This window comes from Streptomyces sp. NBC_01334, assembly GCF_035983595.1.
Lineage (GTDB): Bacteria > Actinomycetota > Actinomycetes > Streptomycetales > Streptomycetaceae > Streptomyces > Streptomyces coriariae.
In genome coordinates this window covers 5962699-5976390 of sequence record NZ_CP130718.1, presented here as the reverse complement: position 1 = coordinate 5976390, position 13692 = coordinate 5962699, and the positions used below count along the sequence as shown (strand labels likewise).

General features: G+C 73.3%; 9 protein-coding genes. 2 read left to right on the top strand and 7 right to left on the bottom strand.

Annotated features, from left to right (window positions below; genetic code table 11):
- Positions 1 to 42 precede the first annotated feature (42 nt).
- The gene (locus tag OG736_RS26920; RefSeq protein ID WP_327184687.1) at positions 43 to 1803 is read right to left on the bottom strand and encodes a cell division protein PerM; all 1761 of its coding nucleotides are present in this window, start codon (positions 1801 to 1803) and stop codon (positions 43 to 45) included.
- A gap of 96 nt (positions 1804 to 1899) precedes the next feature.
- Here OG736_RS26920 and OG736_RS26915 point away from each other — a divergent pair, with 96 nt between their 5' ends.
- Positions 1900 to 3105 (top strand): helix-turn-helix domain-containing protein, encoded by a 1206-nt coding sequence (locus tag OG736_RS26915; protein WP_327184686.1) that lies wholly within the window; start codon positions 1900 to 1902, stop codon positions 3103 to 3105.
- 99 nt (positions 3106 to 3204) lie between these two features.
- On the opposite strand, the gene sucD is transcribed toward OG736_RS26915, so the two are convergent.
- The 6 genes from sucD to OG736_RS26885 form a co-directional block, all read right to left on the bottom strand.
- Complete coding sequence (gene sucD, locus OG736_RS26910; RefSeq protein ID WP_020131111.1) at positions 3205 to 4092, bottom strand: succinate--CoA ligase subunit alpha; 888 nt, start codon at positions 4090 to 4092, stop codon at positions 3205 to 3207.
- A 21-nt stretch (positions 4093 to 4113) separates the two neighbouring features.
- Entirely contained in the window at positions 4114 to 5292 is a 1179-nt protein-coding gene (sucC, locus tag OG736_RS26905) for an ADP-forming succinate--CoA ligase subunit beta (protein WP_327184685.1), read from the bottom strand.
- 543 nt (positions 5293 to 5835) lie between these two features.
- Positions 5836 to 6957 carry a hypothetical protein gene (locus OG736_RS26900; RefSeq protein ID WP_327184684.1) on the bottom strand — a complete coding sequence of 374 codons (1122 nt, stop codon included), beginning with the start codon at positions 6955 to 6957 and terminating at the stop codon, positions 5836 to 5838.
- A 66-nt stretch (positions 6958 to 7023) separates the two neighbouring features.
- Positions 7024 to 8196, bottom strand: coding sequence for a VWA domain-containing protein (locus tag OG736_RS26895; protein WP_327184683.1), 1173 nt, complete (start codon positions 8194 to 8196; stop codon positions 7024 to 7026).
- Positions 8193 to 10829 (bottom strand): DUF5682 family protein, encoded by a 2637-nt coding sequence (locus OG736_RS26890; protein WP_327184681.1) that lies wholly within the window; start codon positions 10827 to 10829, stop codon positions 8193 to 8195. Before OG736_RS26890 ends, OG736_RS26895 begins: the two co-directional genes overlap by 4 nt.
- Positions 10830 to 10941: 112 nt before the next feature.
- The gene (locus OG736_RS26885; RefSeq protein WP_327184680.1) at positions 10942 to 12084 is read right to left on the bottom strand and encodes an ATP-binding protein; all 1143 of its coding nucleotides are present in this window, start codon (positions 12082 to 12084) and stop codon (positions 10942 to 10944) included.
- A gap of 179 nt (positions 12085 to 12263) precedes the next feature.
- Here OG736_RS26885 and OG736_RS26880 point away from each other — a divergent pair, with 179 nt between their 5' ends.
- Positions 12264 to 13616, top strand: coding sequence for an SWIM zinc finger family protein (locus OG736_RS26880; RefSeq protein WP_327184679.1), 1353 nt, complete (start codon positions 12264 to 12266; stop codon positions 13614 to 13616).
- The last annotated feature ends 76 nt before the right edge of the window (positions 13617 to 13692 follow it).

The following is a 13692-nucleotide window of genomic DNA, read 5'->3' as shown; positions in this document are numbered from 1 at the left end:
CGGGGACGGGAAGGGGCGGCGGGGGCGAGAAACCCTGGACGGTCACCGCCCCACCCCACCCCCCTCACTCCCCTCCGAACCGTCCACTCCCTCGTCCTCCCCCGCCTCCCGCAACGCCGCCCACCGAGCCTCCCGAGCCACATCCCCGTGCCACACCGGCTCCACGTAACCCACGGGGCCCCTGGAATCCCTGAGGTCCAGTGGGTCGATGTGGTCCCAGGGGTGCACGGGGTCCCGGAAGTCCCTGGGGTCCCGCGGGTCCATGGCGTCCAACCGACCGACGGGATCCACCAGCTCGACAGGCGCGGGCGCAACCGCCGGTACGGGCGGCACAGCCTGCACGGCCTGCACGGACGCGCCAGTCTCGGCGGTGTCGCCATGCGCCACCGCACCGCGATACGCCACCGCATCGCCGCGCTCCACCGGCGAGAAGTCATACAGCTCGGCCCTCACCACCGAGCCGGCGGCAGCAGAACCCGCAGTACCGCCCTTCCCCGCCCTCGCCGCCACCCAGCGTCGCCACCCCCGCACGACCAAGGCCACCGGCACACCCACCCCCACGGTCCACAACACCACCGCACCACCCACCTGCCACCCCACCGGCCCGAACCGAGCCAACGCGGAAACCCCCAACGGCCCACCGGCCAACCCCGCGAGCGCTCCCATCAGCACCCCGCACATCACCCCCGCCAGCACCACACCCCCCGCGGTCCGCCCGCACGACCAGGCGCCCCCGGCCCCCGCCCCCCGAGCCACGAACACCCCCACCGTCACTCCGGCGACCACCGGCACCACCCCCACCGCCCAGTTCCACGGCGTCCCGCCCCCCGCCTCCGGCACCGCCGCCAGCAGGGGGAACGGCGGCAGCATGGGCGCCGGGTCGGAGGACAACGGCGCCACCACATGTCCGGCGCCGAGGACGTACCCCGGCCCGAGGGCGTACGCCGCCCCCCACACCGCCGCGTTCGGAACCAGCGCCACGCACAGCAACAGCACCGCGAACCGCCCCGACCAGCCCTCCGTCAGCTGGAGAAACGCCTCACGCGCCGCGCCCAGGTGCCATACCGAGGACACCGCCAACAGCGCCGCCCCGCCCCCGAAGAGCACCGCCGCCCCGGCCCCCGCCGCCCGCCCGGCGACCCCGAGCCGCTCCCGCCCGTCCGGCTCGAGCAGCAGCCGCCGCACACCGCGGGGCAGCACCAGCAGCGCGCTGTCGACGGGCCCGCGGGGACAGTCGTAGGCCGACCACACCCCGACCCCGGCGGCCAGCACCGCGACCGCCGGCACGCACACCGCCGTCCACGCCCACGAGGGCCGCAGTGCGCCACCGGTGGCGGCGTAGCAGGCGACGCCCGTCCCCACGGCGAGGTAGCCGAGCACGACACCCGCCCACGCCGTACGGGCACTCACGAGCACCGCACCCTCGTCGTCACCGGCGCCCCCGCCCACCGCGTCCCGCGCGGCGCGCCGCACCAGCCACACCGGCAACGCGAGCAGCAGCAGCGGGGTGACGCCGACCGGCGCCGGAACCCCGGACAGCGTGTCGACGCGTACCAGTTCCGCGCCATGGGCCAGCAGCCACAGCGCGGCGGCGACATGCAGCGCGCCGTCCGGCCCGCTGTCGGGATACGGCGAGCTGATCCACAGCACCATCACGAGCACGGCGAACGAACCGAGCCCGAGCCCGGCCGCGAGCGCACCACCCAGGAGGCCGGCGGCCAGCCCGGAGGATCGGTCACGCATCCGGCTGAGCAGGGGCGACAACGACAGTCGGCGAGCGGTCATCTGGGTCACGCCCGTCATGCTCCCAACGACACGCGCTTTCCCGTCGTAACAGGCGAAGTACCGTTGTGTCGCTCAATATACGTTTATGTACATTTTCGCGCGAAGGGTTCCCCTGTGACACAGAGCCCTGCCCCACTCCCCCCGCCCAAGCTGCGCCGACACCTGCGCGAGGCGGCCTCGCTGACACAGGATCAGGTCGCCGAGCGGGTGGGTGTCACCCGGGAGACGGTGCGCGCGTGGGAGTCCGGCCGCACGACACCGCGCGGCCGCAGGCGGGAGGCGTACGCGCAACTGCTGGCATCGCCGACCGAGGCGGACATGGTGACGAACACCCAGGAGGCAGAGCGCCCGCCCCAGGTGACGGTGTGCCTGAACAGCGACCCTGACCACCCCGAAACCCTGGAGATCCCAGCAGCCCCCGGAGCCCCCGGAGCCCGCGAAGTCCCCGAAGTCCCTGGCAGCACTGAGGGCGCTGAGGGCGCTGAAACCCCTGGAGGCCCTGGAGGCCGGCCCACCGGGACCACCCTGACACCCGCTCAGGCCTTCGACGCGCTCTACGCCTTCTGCGCCCCCGCCCTCGTACGGCAGGCGTACCTGCTCTGCGGCCGCCGCGAACTCGCGCGCGAATCGGTCGAGCAGGCGTTCCAAGTGGCCTGGCAGCGCTGGCCCGAGGTGGCCGTGGACCGGGACCCGGCGGGCTGGGTGCGGGCGACGGCGTACGAGTACGCGCTCTCGCCCTGGCACCGGTTCCGCCCCCGCTACCGCCACCCGGAGCCGCCCCCGTCCGACGCCGCCGACCGCGCGCTGCTGGACGTCCTGCTGACCCTTCCCGCGCCCTACCGCCGCACGCTCCTCCTCTACGACGGTGTGGGCCTCGACCTCCCGGAGACGGCGGCGGAGACGGAGGCGAGCACCCCCGCGGCGGCGAACCGGCTGTTGCACGCCCGTGAGGCGGTGGCCACACGGCTGCCCGAGCTGGCGAGCCCCTCGGCACTGCACCGGCGGCTGGCGGAGGTGGCGTCCGCCGAACGGCTGCGCGCGGCCGAGCCGACCACCGTGCGGGCGGGCAGCGAACAGCGAGCCCGCTTCTGGACCAGGGCGGCGATCGCGTTCACGGTCGCGATCATCGGCGCGACCGCACTGACCGTACGCACGGCCCCCACCCGCTACGAGCCCGCGGTGCCCCCCGGTGAGACGGTGCAGGGCGTGCCCCCGCGGTCGGCCCCCGGCACGCTCTCGGACGCGGAACTGAACCTGCGCGCCAAGCTGCGGTCCGGGATCCAGCACGGCCCGCAACGGCTGATCCCGCTGGCCGAATGAACCCGGCCCGCCCGGCCCGGCCCGGCACCCGCGACCCGCAAACGCCGGTGGGCCCGCTCCCCCCAAGGGGAACGGGCCCACCGGTACCCGGTCCGGAACTCAGCCGGCCGCGAGGATCTCGCGGGCCAGCTTCGCCGTCTCGGTCGGCGTCTTGCCGACCTTGACGCCGGCGGCCTCGAGGGCCTCCTGCTTCGCCTGGGCGGTGCCGGAGGAGCCGGAGACGATGGCGCCGGCGTGGCCCATGGTCTTGCCCTCGGGCGCGGTGAAGCCCGCGACGTAGCCGACGACCGGCTTCTTCACGTTGTCCTTGATGAAGGCCGCTGCCCGCTCCTCGGCGTCGCCGCCGATCTCACCGATCATGACGATCAGGTCGGTGTCGGGGTCGGCCTCGAACGCGGCGAGCGCGTCGATGTGCGTCGTACCGATGATCGGGTCGCCACCGATGCCGACGGCGGACGAGAAGCCGATGTCCCGCAGCTCGTACATCATCTGGTAGGTCAGCGTGCCGGACTTCGAGACCAGACCGATGCGGCCCGGCTTCGTGATGTCGCCCGGGATGATGCCGGCGTTCGACTGGCCCGGGGTGATGAGACCGGGGCAGTTCGGGCCGATGATCCGGGTCTTGTTGCCCTGCGACACGGCGTACGCGTAGAACGCGGCCGAGTCGTGGACGGCGATGCCCTCGGTGATGACGACGGCCAGCGGGATCTCCGCGTCGATCGCCTCGACGACGGCGGCCTTCGCGAAGGCCGGCGGCACGAAGAGGACGGACACGTTGGCGCCCGTCTTCTCGATCGCCTCGGCGACCGTGCCGAAGACCGGGATCTCGGTACCGTCGATGTCGACGGACGTGCCCGCCTTACGGGGGTTCACGCCACCGACGATGTTGGTGCCGTCCGCCAGCATGAGCTTGGTGTGCTTCATGCCCGTGGCACCGGTCATGCCCTGGACGATGACCTTGCTGTCCTTGTTCAGGAAGATAGCCATGGCTGTTCTGTCCCTCTTCCCTTACTTCGCAGCCGCGAGCTCGGCGGCCTTGTCGGCCGCGCCGTCCATGGTGTCCACACGCTGTACCAGCGGGTGGTTGGCGTCGGAGAGGATCTTGCGACCCAGCTCGGCGTTGTTGCCGTCGAGACGCACGACCAGCGGCTTGGTGACTTCCTCACCCTTGTCCGCGAGCAGCTGAAGCGCCTGGACGATACCGTTGGCGACCTCGTCACAGGCGGTGATGCCACCGAAGACGTTGACGAAGACGGACTTGACGTCCGGGTCGCCGAGGATGATCTCCAGGCCGTTCGCCATGACGGCGGCGGAGGCGCCACCACCGATGTCGAGGAAGTTGGCGGGCTTGACCCCACCGTGCGCCTCACCGGCGTACGCGACGACGTCCAGGGTGCTCATGACGAGACCCGCGCCGTTGCCGATGATGCCGACCTCGCCGTCGAGCTTGACGTAGTTGAGGTTCTTCGCCTTCGCGGCGGCCTCGAGCGGGTTGGCCGACGCGTGGTCGACGAACTCCTCGTGTCCCGGCTGACGGAACTCGGCGTTCTCGTCCAGCGAGACCTTGCCGTCGAGGGCGATGACGTCGCCGGAGGCGACCTTCGCCAGCGGGTTGACCTCGACGAGGAGGGCGTCCTCCTCGATGAAGGTCTTCCACAGCGTCACGAGGACGTTGGCGACCTTGTCGGCGACCTCGGCCGGGAAGTTCGCGGCCTCGACGATCTCACGGGCCTTCTCGGGGGTCACACCCTCGTTGGCGTCGATCGGCGTCTTGGCGACGGCCTCGGGGCGGGTCTCCGCCACCTCCTCGATCTCCATGCCGCCCTCGACGGACGCGATGGAGAGGAAGGTGCGGTTGGCACGGTCGAGGAGGAAGGAGACGTAGTACTCCTCCAGGATCTCCGGGGCCGTCTCGGCGATCATCACCTTGTGGACCGTGTGGCCCTTGATGTCCATGCCGAGGATGTTGGTCGCGTGCTCCACGGCCTCGTCGGCGGAGGCGGCGAGCTTCACGCCGCCGGCCTTGCCACGCCCGCCGACCTTCACCTGGGCCTTGACGACGGACTTGCCACCGAGACGCTCGGTGGCTGCGCGGGCCGCCTCAGGCGTGTCGATGACTTCACCGGCCAGCACCGGTACATCGTGCTTGGCGAAGAGGTCCCTCGCCTGGTACTCGAACAGGTCCACGCGCTTCCGTCCCTATCAGTGATCTCGCGGTTCGTTGTCTGCGTGGGCGTGCCGCGAGGGCAACGTGACGTCCGCCGTCTGTCAGTCACAAGGGAGGCGCACACGGTGTCCGAGCGCGCGGCATGTCCGTCTCGCAGGTTATCGCTGCTTGCAGGAGGCCCCTAAATCGAGGGTCACACCTGAGCGGTGATACCTGTCACATGATGCCGGGATCACTGGCACCCGGTGCCGGGTGTGAGGAGATCGAGAGGGGACGGGAAGGGCCTCACCGGGTTGGGGTTGACCCGGTGAGGCCCCCTGAACAGCCCCTTGAGGGCTCAGGTCGGTCGATCCTCACCCCAATGAGGACCACTCGACCCCACCCGTGAGGTTTCGGTCGGACGAACCGGTGGCTTTCGGCCGTCCGGGGGCCTGCCGCCTCACGGAGTCAACCGGTCAGACGCGTGACGCGCTGCCGTGGAACGTGGTTCGCGCGATCTGCGCGACGCCCCGAACGCGGAAGGCTCGGATGCTCGGGGCTCGGGGAGGGAGGGGTGCCTGCCCCTAGCCGGGGAAGACCGGGATGGTCCGGTGCCCGTCCCGGGTACCTGCCGCCTCGGAGCGCGCGGCACTGCCGGGCACCGGTCGCGGCGGGAATTGGTGACGCGGCGTGACGGCATGCGTGTCGCCGTGCCGGGACGCACCGCCGTCGAGCACCGACGCACCGCCGGCCAGCACACCGTCACGGTCACCGGCGGGCCCTCGGCGCACCGGCCCGGGAGCGTGAGCAGGGGCGTGCACGGGAGCTTGCCCGGTGCGGGCGGACGCGACGCGGTGACCGACGTCGACCGAACCGCCGCCGGTGCTCACCGGGCCGTACGATGCCGTCTCCGCGTCCACCGCCGCGTCCGCCGCCGTCACCTTCGCGGTCACCGGCTCCGGCACCGCGTCGGCGGTCTTCCGGTCGCCGAGCCCGTGTCCGTCCGGCGACGGGGTGGCCACGGCGCCCTGCCCGGGCACCTCCACGACCGGCACCGGGAGCGTCCGCACCGGAACCGACGGAAGGGCCGGAAGGTCGGGGAGAGCGGGGAGTACGGGGAGCGCCGGAAGGTCGGGGATGGCGGGCAGGTCGGGGAGGACCGGGAGGGCGGGAGGACTCGGGAGGCCGGTCGGGCCGGAGACGCCAGGGAGCTCGGGAAGATCTGCAAGCTGGGGGAGCTCGGAAAGGTCAGGGGGCTCGGGAAGGGCCGGCGAGATCGGCGGCCTCGGCGACGACGAGACGGGCGGCGACGAGACGGACGACGGGGAGACGGACGACGGGGAGACGGACGACGGGGAGACGGGCGACCACGACACCTGCGCCGAGAGCCGCTCACGCTGTTCACCCACGGCCGCCACCACGACGTCACCGGCCCCCGGAACCGAACTCAGGGTTTCGACCTGGTCGGTCACCCCGGCCGGCACGGACAGGACCGGGGCCGACCGTGCCGGTGCGGACAGTGCGGGTGCCGACCGTGCCGGTGCGGACAGGCCCTCCGCCGCGTGTGCCTGTTCCCCGCAGAGAAACCCGAGCGCGAACAAACCGCCCACCAGGAGCGCCAGTTGCACCACGCGCCGCCCGGCCGCGCCGCGCAGGACGCGCAGGATCCGCAGAGCGGCACCAGGCAGGGCGGTGGGCCAGGTCAAGGGGGGAGGTTCCTCCCGTGCGGCGACTACGTGGCCCCGATCCTTGCATGTGCGTCCCGCGTCGCGTCAGGCGGTGTCCGGCACGGGCAGCGGGCGCTTCTCGATCGCCGCCGCCATGACGTCCGGGAACAGATCGGGCGTGCAGGCGAACGCCGGTGCGCCCAGCGCCGCGAGTGCCGCCGCGTGCTCCCGGTCGTAGGCGGGCGTCCCTTCGTCCGACAGCGCGAGCAGCGCGACGAACTGCACGCCGGACGCCTTCATCGCCGCGACGCGCTTGAGCATCTCGTCCCTTATGCCTCCCTCGTACAGGTCGCTGATGAGCACCACCACCGTCTCGGCGGGCCGGGTGATCTGCGTCTGGCAGTACGCGAGCGCCCGGTTGATGTCCGTTCCGCCACCGAGCCGGGTGCCGAACAGGACGTCCACCGGGTCGTCGAGCAGGTCGGTGAGATCGGCGACCGCGGTGTCGAAGACGACGAGCCGCGTGCTGATCGACCGCATCGACGCCAGTACCGCCCCGAAGACCGACGCGTACACGACCGACGACGCCATCGAACCCGACTGGTCGATGCAGAGGATCACCTCCTTCTTCACTGACCGCGACGCCCGCCCGTACCCGACGAGCCGCTCCGGCACGACCGTCCCGTACTCGGGCAGGTAGTGCTTGAGGTTGACGGCGATCGTGCGGTTCCAGTCGATGTCGTGATGGCGCGGGCGGTGGACGCGCGTGCCGCGGTCGAGGGCACCGGTGAGCGCGGCCCGGGTGCGGGTGGCGAGCCGCTTCTCCAGGTCCTCGACGACCTTGCGGACCACGGCCCGTGCCGTCTCCTTCGTCGTCTCCGGCATCGCCTTGTTCAGCGAGAGCAGGGTGCCCACGAGGTGCACGTCCGCCTCCACCGCCTCCAGCATCTCCGGTTCCAGCAGCAGCGCGGACAGCCCCAGCCGGTCGATGGCGTCGCGCTGCATGACCTGTACGACGGAGGTGGGGAAGTACGTGCGGATGTCCCCGAGCCAGCGCGCCACCGACGGCGCCGAGGCCCCGAGCCCCGCCGAGCGGTCCCGCCCCGTCCGCGCCCCGCTCTCCTTTCCGTAGAGCGCGGTGAGCGCCCCGTCCATCTCGGCGTCCCGCCCGGAGAGCCCGTGACCGGTGCCGTCCGCCGTGTCGCCCCCGAGCACCAGTCGCCAGCGCCGCAGCCGCTCCTGTCCGGCCTCGGTCGTCGCCGCGTCGGTCGTCGTCATGTGCCCACCCCCGCAAACTCGTCGTCGGCCGGGCCAGGATCCGGTCCCGGCCCCGGTCCCGGCCCCGGTGCCAGCCCCAGCAGCAGCCGCACCACCGGCAGGACGGCGTCCGCGCGTCCCTCGTCGAGTCCGGCCGCGAACCCGGGTGTCCCGGAGCCCGTGCCCGGCCCGCCGCCCCGCTGCCCCGGGCCGCGCCGGACCAGCTCGCCGAGCGTTCTGCGCACCCCCGGTTCATACGCCGAGAACGTCCGCCGCAGCAACGGCAGTACGTCCGTGAACGCGTCCGCAGGCACCGCCGTGAGCCATCCGTCGACCAGCCCGAGCAGCCGTTCGTCGTGCATGAGGAGCAGTCCGCCCCCGGAGCCGCCTCCGACGAAGCCCTCGATCCAGGCGGCCGCGTCGGACGGCGGTGTCCCCGGTGACAGGGCGAGCCCCATCAGCCGCGCGGCCTCGTCCTGGTCCAACTCCCCCTCGTCCAGAAGCAGCCGCACGGCCCGCCCCCGGATCACCCCGGGCACGGTGTCCCGCCCGGAGAGCACCCGCAGCACCCCCCGCCAGCGCTCCCGCAGCCCGCCGCCACCCGGACGGGACTCACCGCCGAGGTCCCGGTCGCCCCCCATGGAGGCACCCGGCCGCCCCCCGCCCCCGTCCGTCTCCACGGCCCCGGAGCGGCCCCCCGCCGCCCCGGTCGCCGCCCCGGTCGGTGCGCCTGCCGATGCCCCGGCCGGTGCGTCGGCCCGTCCCGGGGTCGTCGACGTCTCCTCGAGCATCCCCACCGCTCCGTGCACCGCGTCCACCTGGCGCCGCATCTCGTCCGCCGCGTCGGCGTCCAGCGAGACGCAGGCCGGGGGGAGGCCGACGAAGACCCGTTCGGCGAGGCCGGCGGCCACCTCCGCCAGCGCTCGGGTGTCGGTGCCCCGTACGTCGCCGTAGCGCAGCGAACGCACCAGCGCGGGCAGGGCCTGGGCGAGATGACCGACGTCCGTGTCGAGTGCCGCCCGGTCGGCGAGGACCCGCATCACCGTCGGGAGCGCGTCCGACAGCCCGGCCAGGAGGCAGCGCTCGGCGAGCCCGGTCACCTCGGCGAGGCCCCGCGCGGCGACGGCGTCCGCTTCCGCCTTGGCGGTGGCCGCGGCGAGCACGGTCGTCCCCCACACCCCGGCCTCGGCGGTCCGCACCGACAGCTCCGGCTCCCACCGCAGCCGCCACGCCTCCCGGAACGTTCCCGTGCTGCCGGGCGAGGCGGCCGGATCGCCCCACCCGACACGCAGCAGCCGCAGCCGGTGCAGGAGCCTGCTGCGCTCGGCGTCGTTGTCCTTGCGCAGATCGAGCGCCAACTCGCGTGCGTCCGCCTCCGGTTTGAGCCGCAGTCGGCGCTGAAGCCGGTCGAGGTCACGCTGCAACGGCACGGCGGGCGCGCCGGCCGGCACCTCACCCAGGACGTCCCCGACCACCAGCCGGTCGCGTACCAGCGCCAACGGAACGTCCGAGCCCTCGCACAGCACCGCGCGCACGGCGTCGGACGTCTCGCTCAGACCGGGCAGCGGCCGGCCGCGCAGCGCGGCAAGCGTCTCGGCCAGCCGGACCGCCTCGATGACATGCGCCGAGGACACCATCCGGTCCTCCGCACGGAGCAGGACCGCCACCTTCGTCAGCCAGCGCTCGACCGGCCGGTCCGGCGCGCCGAACAGGTGGGCGTACCAGCCCGGCGAGTCGATACCCGCCCCGTACCCCCCGGCCCGGGCCAGTCTGCGGTGGGTCCACGGCACCCAGGTCAGGTCGGCCCTGACCTTGGGCAACCCCTTGAGCAGCGCCCGGTCGGCGGCGACGGCGACCTTCCGGCGCAGTGCGGGCACATGCCACGCCCCGCACACCACGGCCACCCCGGCCGCCCCGAACTCCCTCTGTGCCGACCGCACTTGGAGGCGCATGTACGCCTCCCGCACGAGATCCCGGCCGTCGCCTTGCTCCCCTGCTTCGGTTGCGCACGCCTCCCTCAGCGCCCCCATGGCCTCCTCGATCGCGGCGAACGGCGCGAACGGGTCCTTCGCGCCCGTCGACCGGTGCTCGACGACGTCCTCCCACCACCGCTCGGGATCGTCGTATCCGGCGACCGCGGCGAGCCGCCCGAGCGGGTCCCCCCGCACCCCCTCCCAGGCAACGGGCGCGTCGTCGTCTTCGCTCCCGTTGCCGCTCCCGCCCTCGTTCTGTCCGTCGGGTCGCGGCCCCTTCTCCCGCCCCGCCTCATGCCTCTCGCCGTGCCCCTTCTCCTCCCAGGCCAGGGTGTGGGTGGCCGGGAGGTCGATGAAGCGGGCGGGGACGCCGTGCTCCAGGGCCCAGCGGAGGGCGACCCATTCCGGGGAGAACTCGGCCAGCGGCCAGAAGACGGAACGGCCGGGTTCGTCGACGGCGTGGGCGAGCAGCGCGACCGGCGGCCGCATGTCCTCGTCGGCGGCCAGCGGAATCAACGCGTCTGCCTCGGGCGGCCCCTCGACCAGTACGGTCCGGGGCCGGGCGGCGTCCAGCGCCGCCCGTACCGCCCGCGCCGACCCCGGCCCGTGGTGGCGCACCCCGAGCAGCAACGGCCGGCCCGCCTCCGGGCCCTGGCCGCCGCCCTCCGCGACGCCCGTCATCCCCTGCCCTCACGCCTGCGGGGCCACCTCGTGTCGTCGTCCACAGCCACCCTCCACGCTCCGCGGGCCCACGCCCGGATCTCCTCGTTCCCGTTGCTTGCGTCGCTCCCGTTCACGCGCTCACCTCCCGGCAGGCCCGGTAGAAGTCCGTCCAGCCGGCCCGTTCCCGGACGACCGCCTCCAGGTACTCCTGCCAGACGACCCGGTCGGCCGCCGGATCGCGGACGACGGCGCCGAGGATGCCCGCGGCCACGTCCCCGGCCCGCAGTACGCCGTCGCCGAAGTGCGCGGCCAGCGCGAGACCGCCGGTGACGACGGAGATGGCCTCGGCGGTCGACAGCGTGCCGCTCGGCGACTTCACCTTCGTACGCCCGTCGGAGGTGACGCCTGCGCGCAGTTCGCGGAAGACCGTCACCACCCGGCGGATCTCGTCGATGCCGTCGGGAGCGGCCGGCAGGTCGAGGGAGCGGCCGATCTGGTCGACGCGCCGGGCGACGATGTCCACCTCGGCCTCGACGCTCTCGGGCAACGGCAGCACCACCGTGTTGAAGCGGCGGCGCAGGGCGCTGGACAGCTCGTTGATCCCGCGGTCGCGGTCGTTGGCCGTGGCGATGAGGCTGAACCCGCGGACCGCCTGCACCTCCTGCCCCAACTCCGGTATCGGCAGTGTCTTCTCGGACAGGATGGTGATGAGGGTGTCCTGCACGTCGGCCGGGATCCGGGTCAGTTCCTCGACCCGTACCGTCGCCCCCTCCGCCATGGCCCGCATGACGGGGCTGGGCACCAGCGCGTCGCGGCTCGGACCGTGCGCGAGCAGCTGCGCGTAGTTCCAGCCGTAGCGGATCGCCTCCTCCGGCGTGCCCGCGGTGCCCTGCACCAGCAGCGTCGAGTCACCGCTGACCGCCGCCGCCAGGTGTTCGGAGACCCAGGTCTTGGCGGTGCCCGGGACGCCGAGCAGCAGCAGGGCGCGGTCGGTGGCGAGGGTGGACACCGCGACCTCGACGAGGCGGCGCGGGCCCACGTACTTCGGCGAGATCACTGTGCCGTCCGGCAGGACGCCGCCGAGGAGATAGGTGGCGACGGCCCACGGCGACAGCTTCCAGCGGGCCGGGCGCGGGCGGTCGTCCTGCGCCGCCAGCGCGGTGAGTTCGTCGGCGAAGGCGTCCTCGGCGTGCGGACGCAATGCTTCCGCGGGCTCGTTCCCACTCGGTTGCACGGACGTCGGATCTGTCGTGGGATCTACGGACACGGACATGGCTGAGGCCCCCTCCAGCTCGGCCGGTTCGGCATCTGGTGTCCACCGTGCACCACGCCACTGACAATGCGATCCGACCTGCGAAAACGCCCTCCCGGCCACCCGCGAAGGACGGCCGCCCGACGGTCGGCGGCCGCTCGCCGGACCGATTGTCAGTGGTGGGATCTACCTTCGATGTCATGACTCAGCAGGGGGTGCGCTGGACGGCGGACCAGGTGCTGGCACTGGCGCCTGACTCCACGTCACGCAAAGCGGGAAGCAAACTCGGCACGGCCGATCCGTGGTCGGGCACGGGCAGTTCGCGGGAGGGGGCGGTATGGGGCTTGTGCGAGGGCAGCGGCGGCACGCCGTACCGGACGGTCGTCGACACCGCGGACGGGACCGGTCCGGCGTACAGGTGCAGCTGTCCGAGCCGTGAGTTCCCGTGCAAGCACGCGCTCGGGCTGCTGCTGCTCTGGTCGGGCGGCGAGGGGGCCACGCCGGCGGGACAGGCACCGGACTGGGCCGAGCAGTGGATCGCGGGACGCAGGCGCACACAGGAGAAGCGGGAGGCCGGCCCCACGGGTGCCGGGTCCGGCCCCGCCGATCCGGAGGGGGCGCGCCGCAGGGCCGAGCGACGCGCCGAGCGGATCACCGCGGGGGCGACGGAACTGGAGGAGCGGCTCGCCGATCTGCTGCGCTCGGGCCTGGCCGCCGCCGAGCAGTCGGGGTACGCGCTGTGGGAGGAGACGGCGGCCCGCATGGTCGACGCGCAGGCACCCGGACTGTCTTCTCGCGTAAGGGAGTTGGGGGCAGTTCCGGGGTCCGGGCCGGACTGGCCGGTGCGGTTGCTGGAGGAGAGCGCGCTGCTCCACCTCCTCGACCAGGGCTGGTTGCACCGTGAGCGACTGCCGGAGGCCCTGGCGGCGACGGTCCGCGCCCGCGTGGGTCTGCCGACCTCCCCGACGGGCCCGCCGGTCCGCGACCACTGGCTGGTGCTCGCCCAGTACGACACGCCGGACCCGAAACTGACGACCCGCCGCATCTGGCTGTACGGCACCGCCTCGGGCCGCACGGCGCTCCTCCTCTCCTACGGCGCCGCGGGCCGCGCACCGGAGCTCACGCTGCCCGTCGGCCTCGCACTGGAAGCCGAAGTGTCGGCGCACCCGGACGCGGGACGACAACGGGTCTCCCTCGGCGAGCAGTTCGCCCCACCCGTCCTCACCGGAACCCGTCCCCCCGGCATGACGACGACCGAGGCGACCGCCCGCTACGGCGAGACCCTGCGCCACGACCCCTGGCAGGACTCCGTCCCGGTGACGCTGGACAACGTCATACCGACCCCGGACGGCGCCTCCTGGCAACTGGCGGACGCCGAGGGCGACACGGCGCTGCCGCTCACCCCCGCGGCGGTCTCACGCCCCGGCCTGTGGCGCCTGGTCGCCCTCTCGGGCGGCGCCCCCGTCAAGGTCTTCGGCGAGTGCGGCCATCGTGGCTTCACCCCGCTGACGGCCTGGCCGACGGCCCCGGGAGAGGCGGTACGCCTGTGCTGAACCGACGCCCCGCATCAGCAACGACGGCCGCACCAGGCGCACCGTGCGCACCAACCGCCACGACGACGGCGGCAGA

Excerpts from the sequence above, each read along its gene's own strand:
- OG736_RS26885 (WP_327184680.1), bottom strand. The coding sequence starts at position 12,084 with ATGTCCGTGTCCGTAGATCCCACGACAGATCCGACGTCCGTGCAACCG.
- OG736_RS26895 (WP_327184683.1), bottom strand. The coding sequence starts at position 8,196 with ATGACGACGACCGACGCGGCGACGACCGAGGCCGGACAGGAGCGGCTG.
- OG736_RS26880 (WP_327184679.1), top strand. The coding sequence starts at position 12,264 with ATGACTCAGCAGGGGGTGCGCTGGACGGCGGACCAGGTGCTGGCACTG.
- sucD (WP_020131111.1), bottom strand. The coding sequence starts at position 4,092 with ATGGCTATCTTCCTGAACAAGGACAGCAAGGTCATCGTCCAGGGCATG.
- OG736_RS26920 (WP_327184687.1), bottom strand. The coding sequence starts at position 1,803 with ATGACGGGCGTGACCCAGATGACCGCTCGCCGACTGTCGTTGTCGCCC.
- OG736_RS26890 (WP_327184681.1), bottom strand. The coding sequence starts at position 10,829 with ATGACGGGCGTCGCGGAGGGCGGCGGCCAGGGCCCGGAGGCGGGCCGG.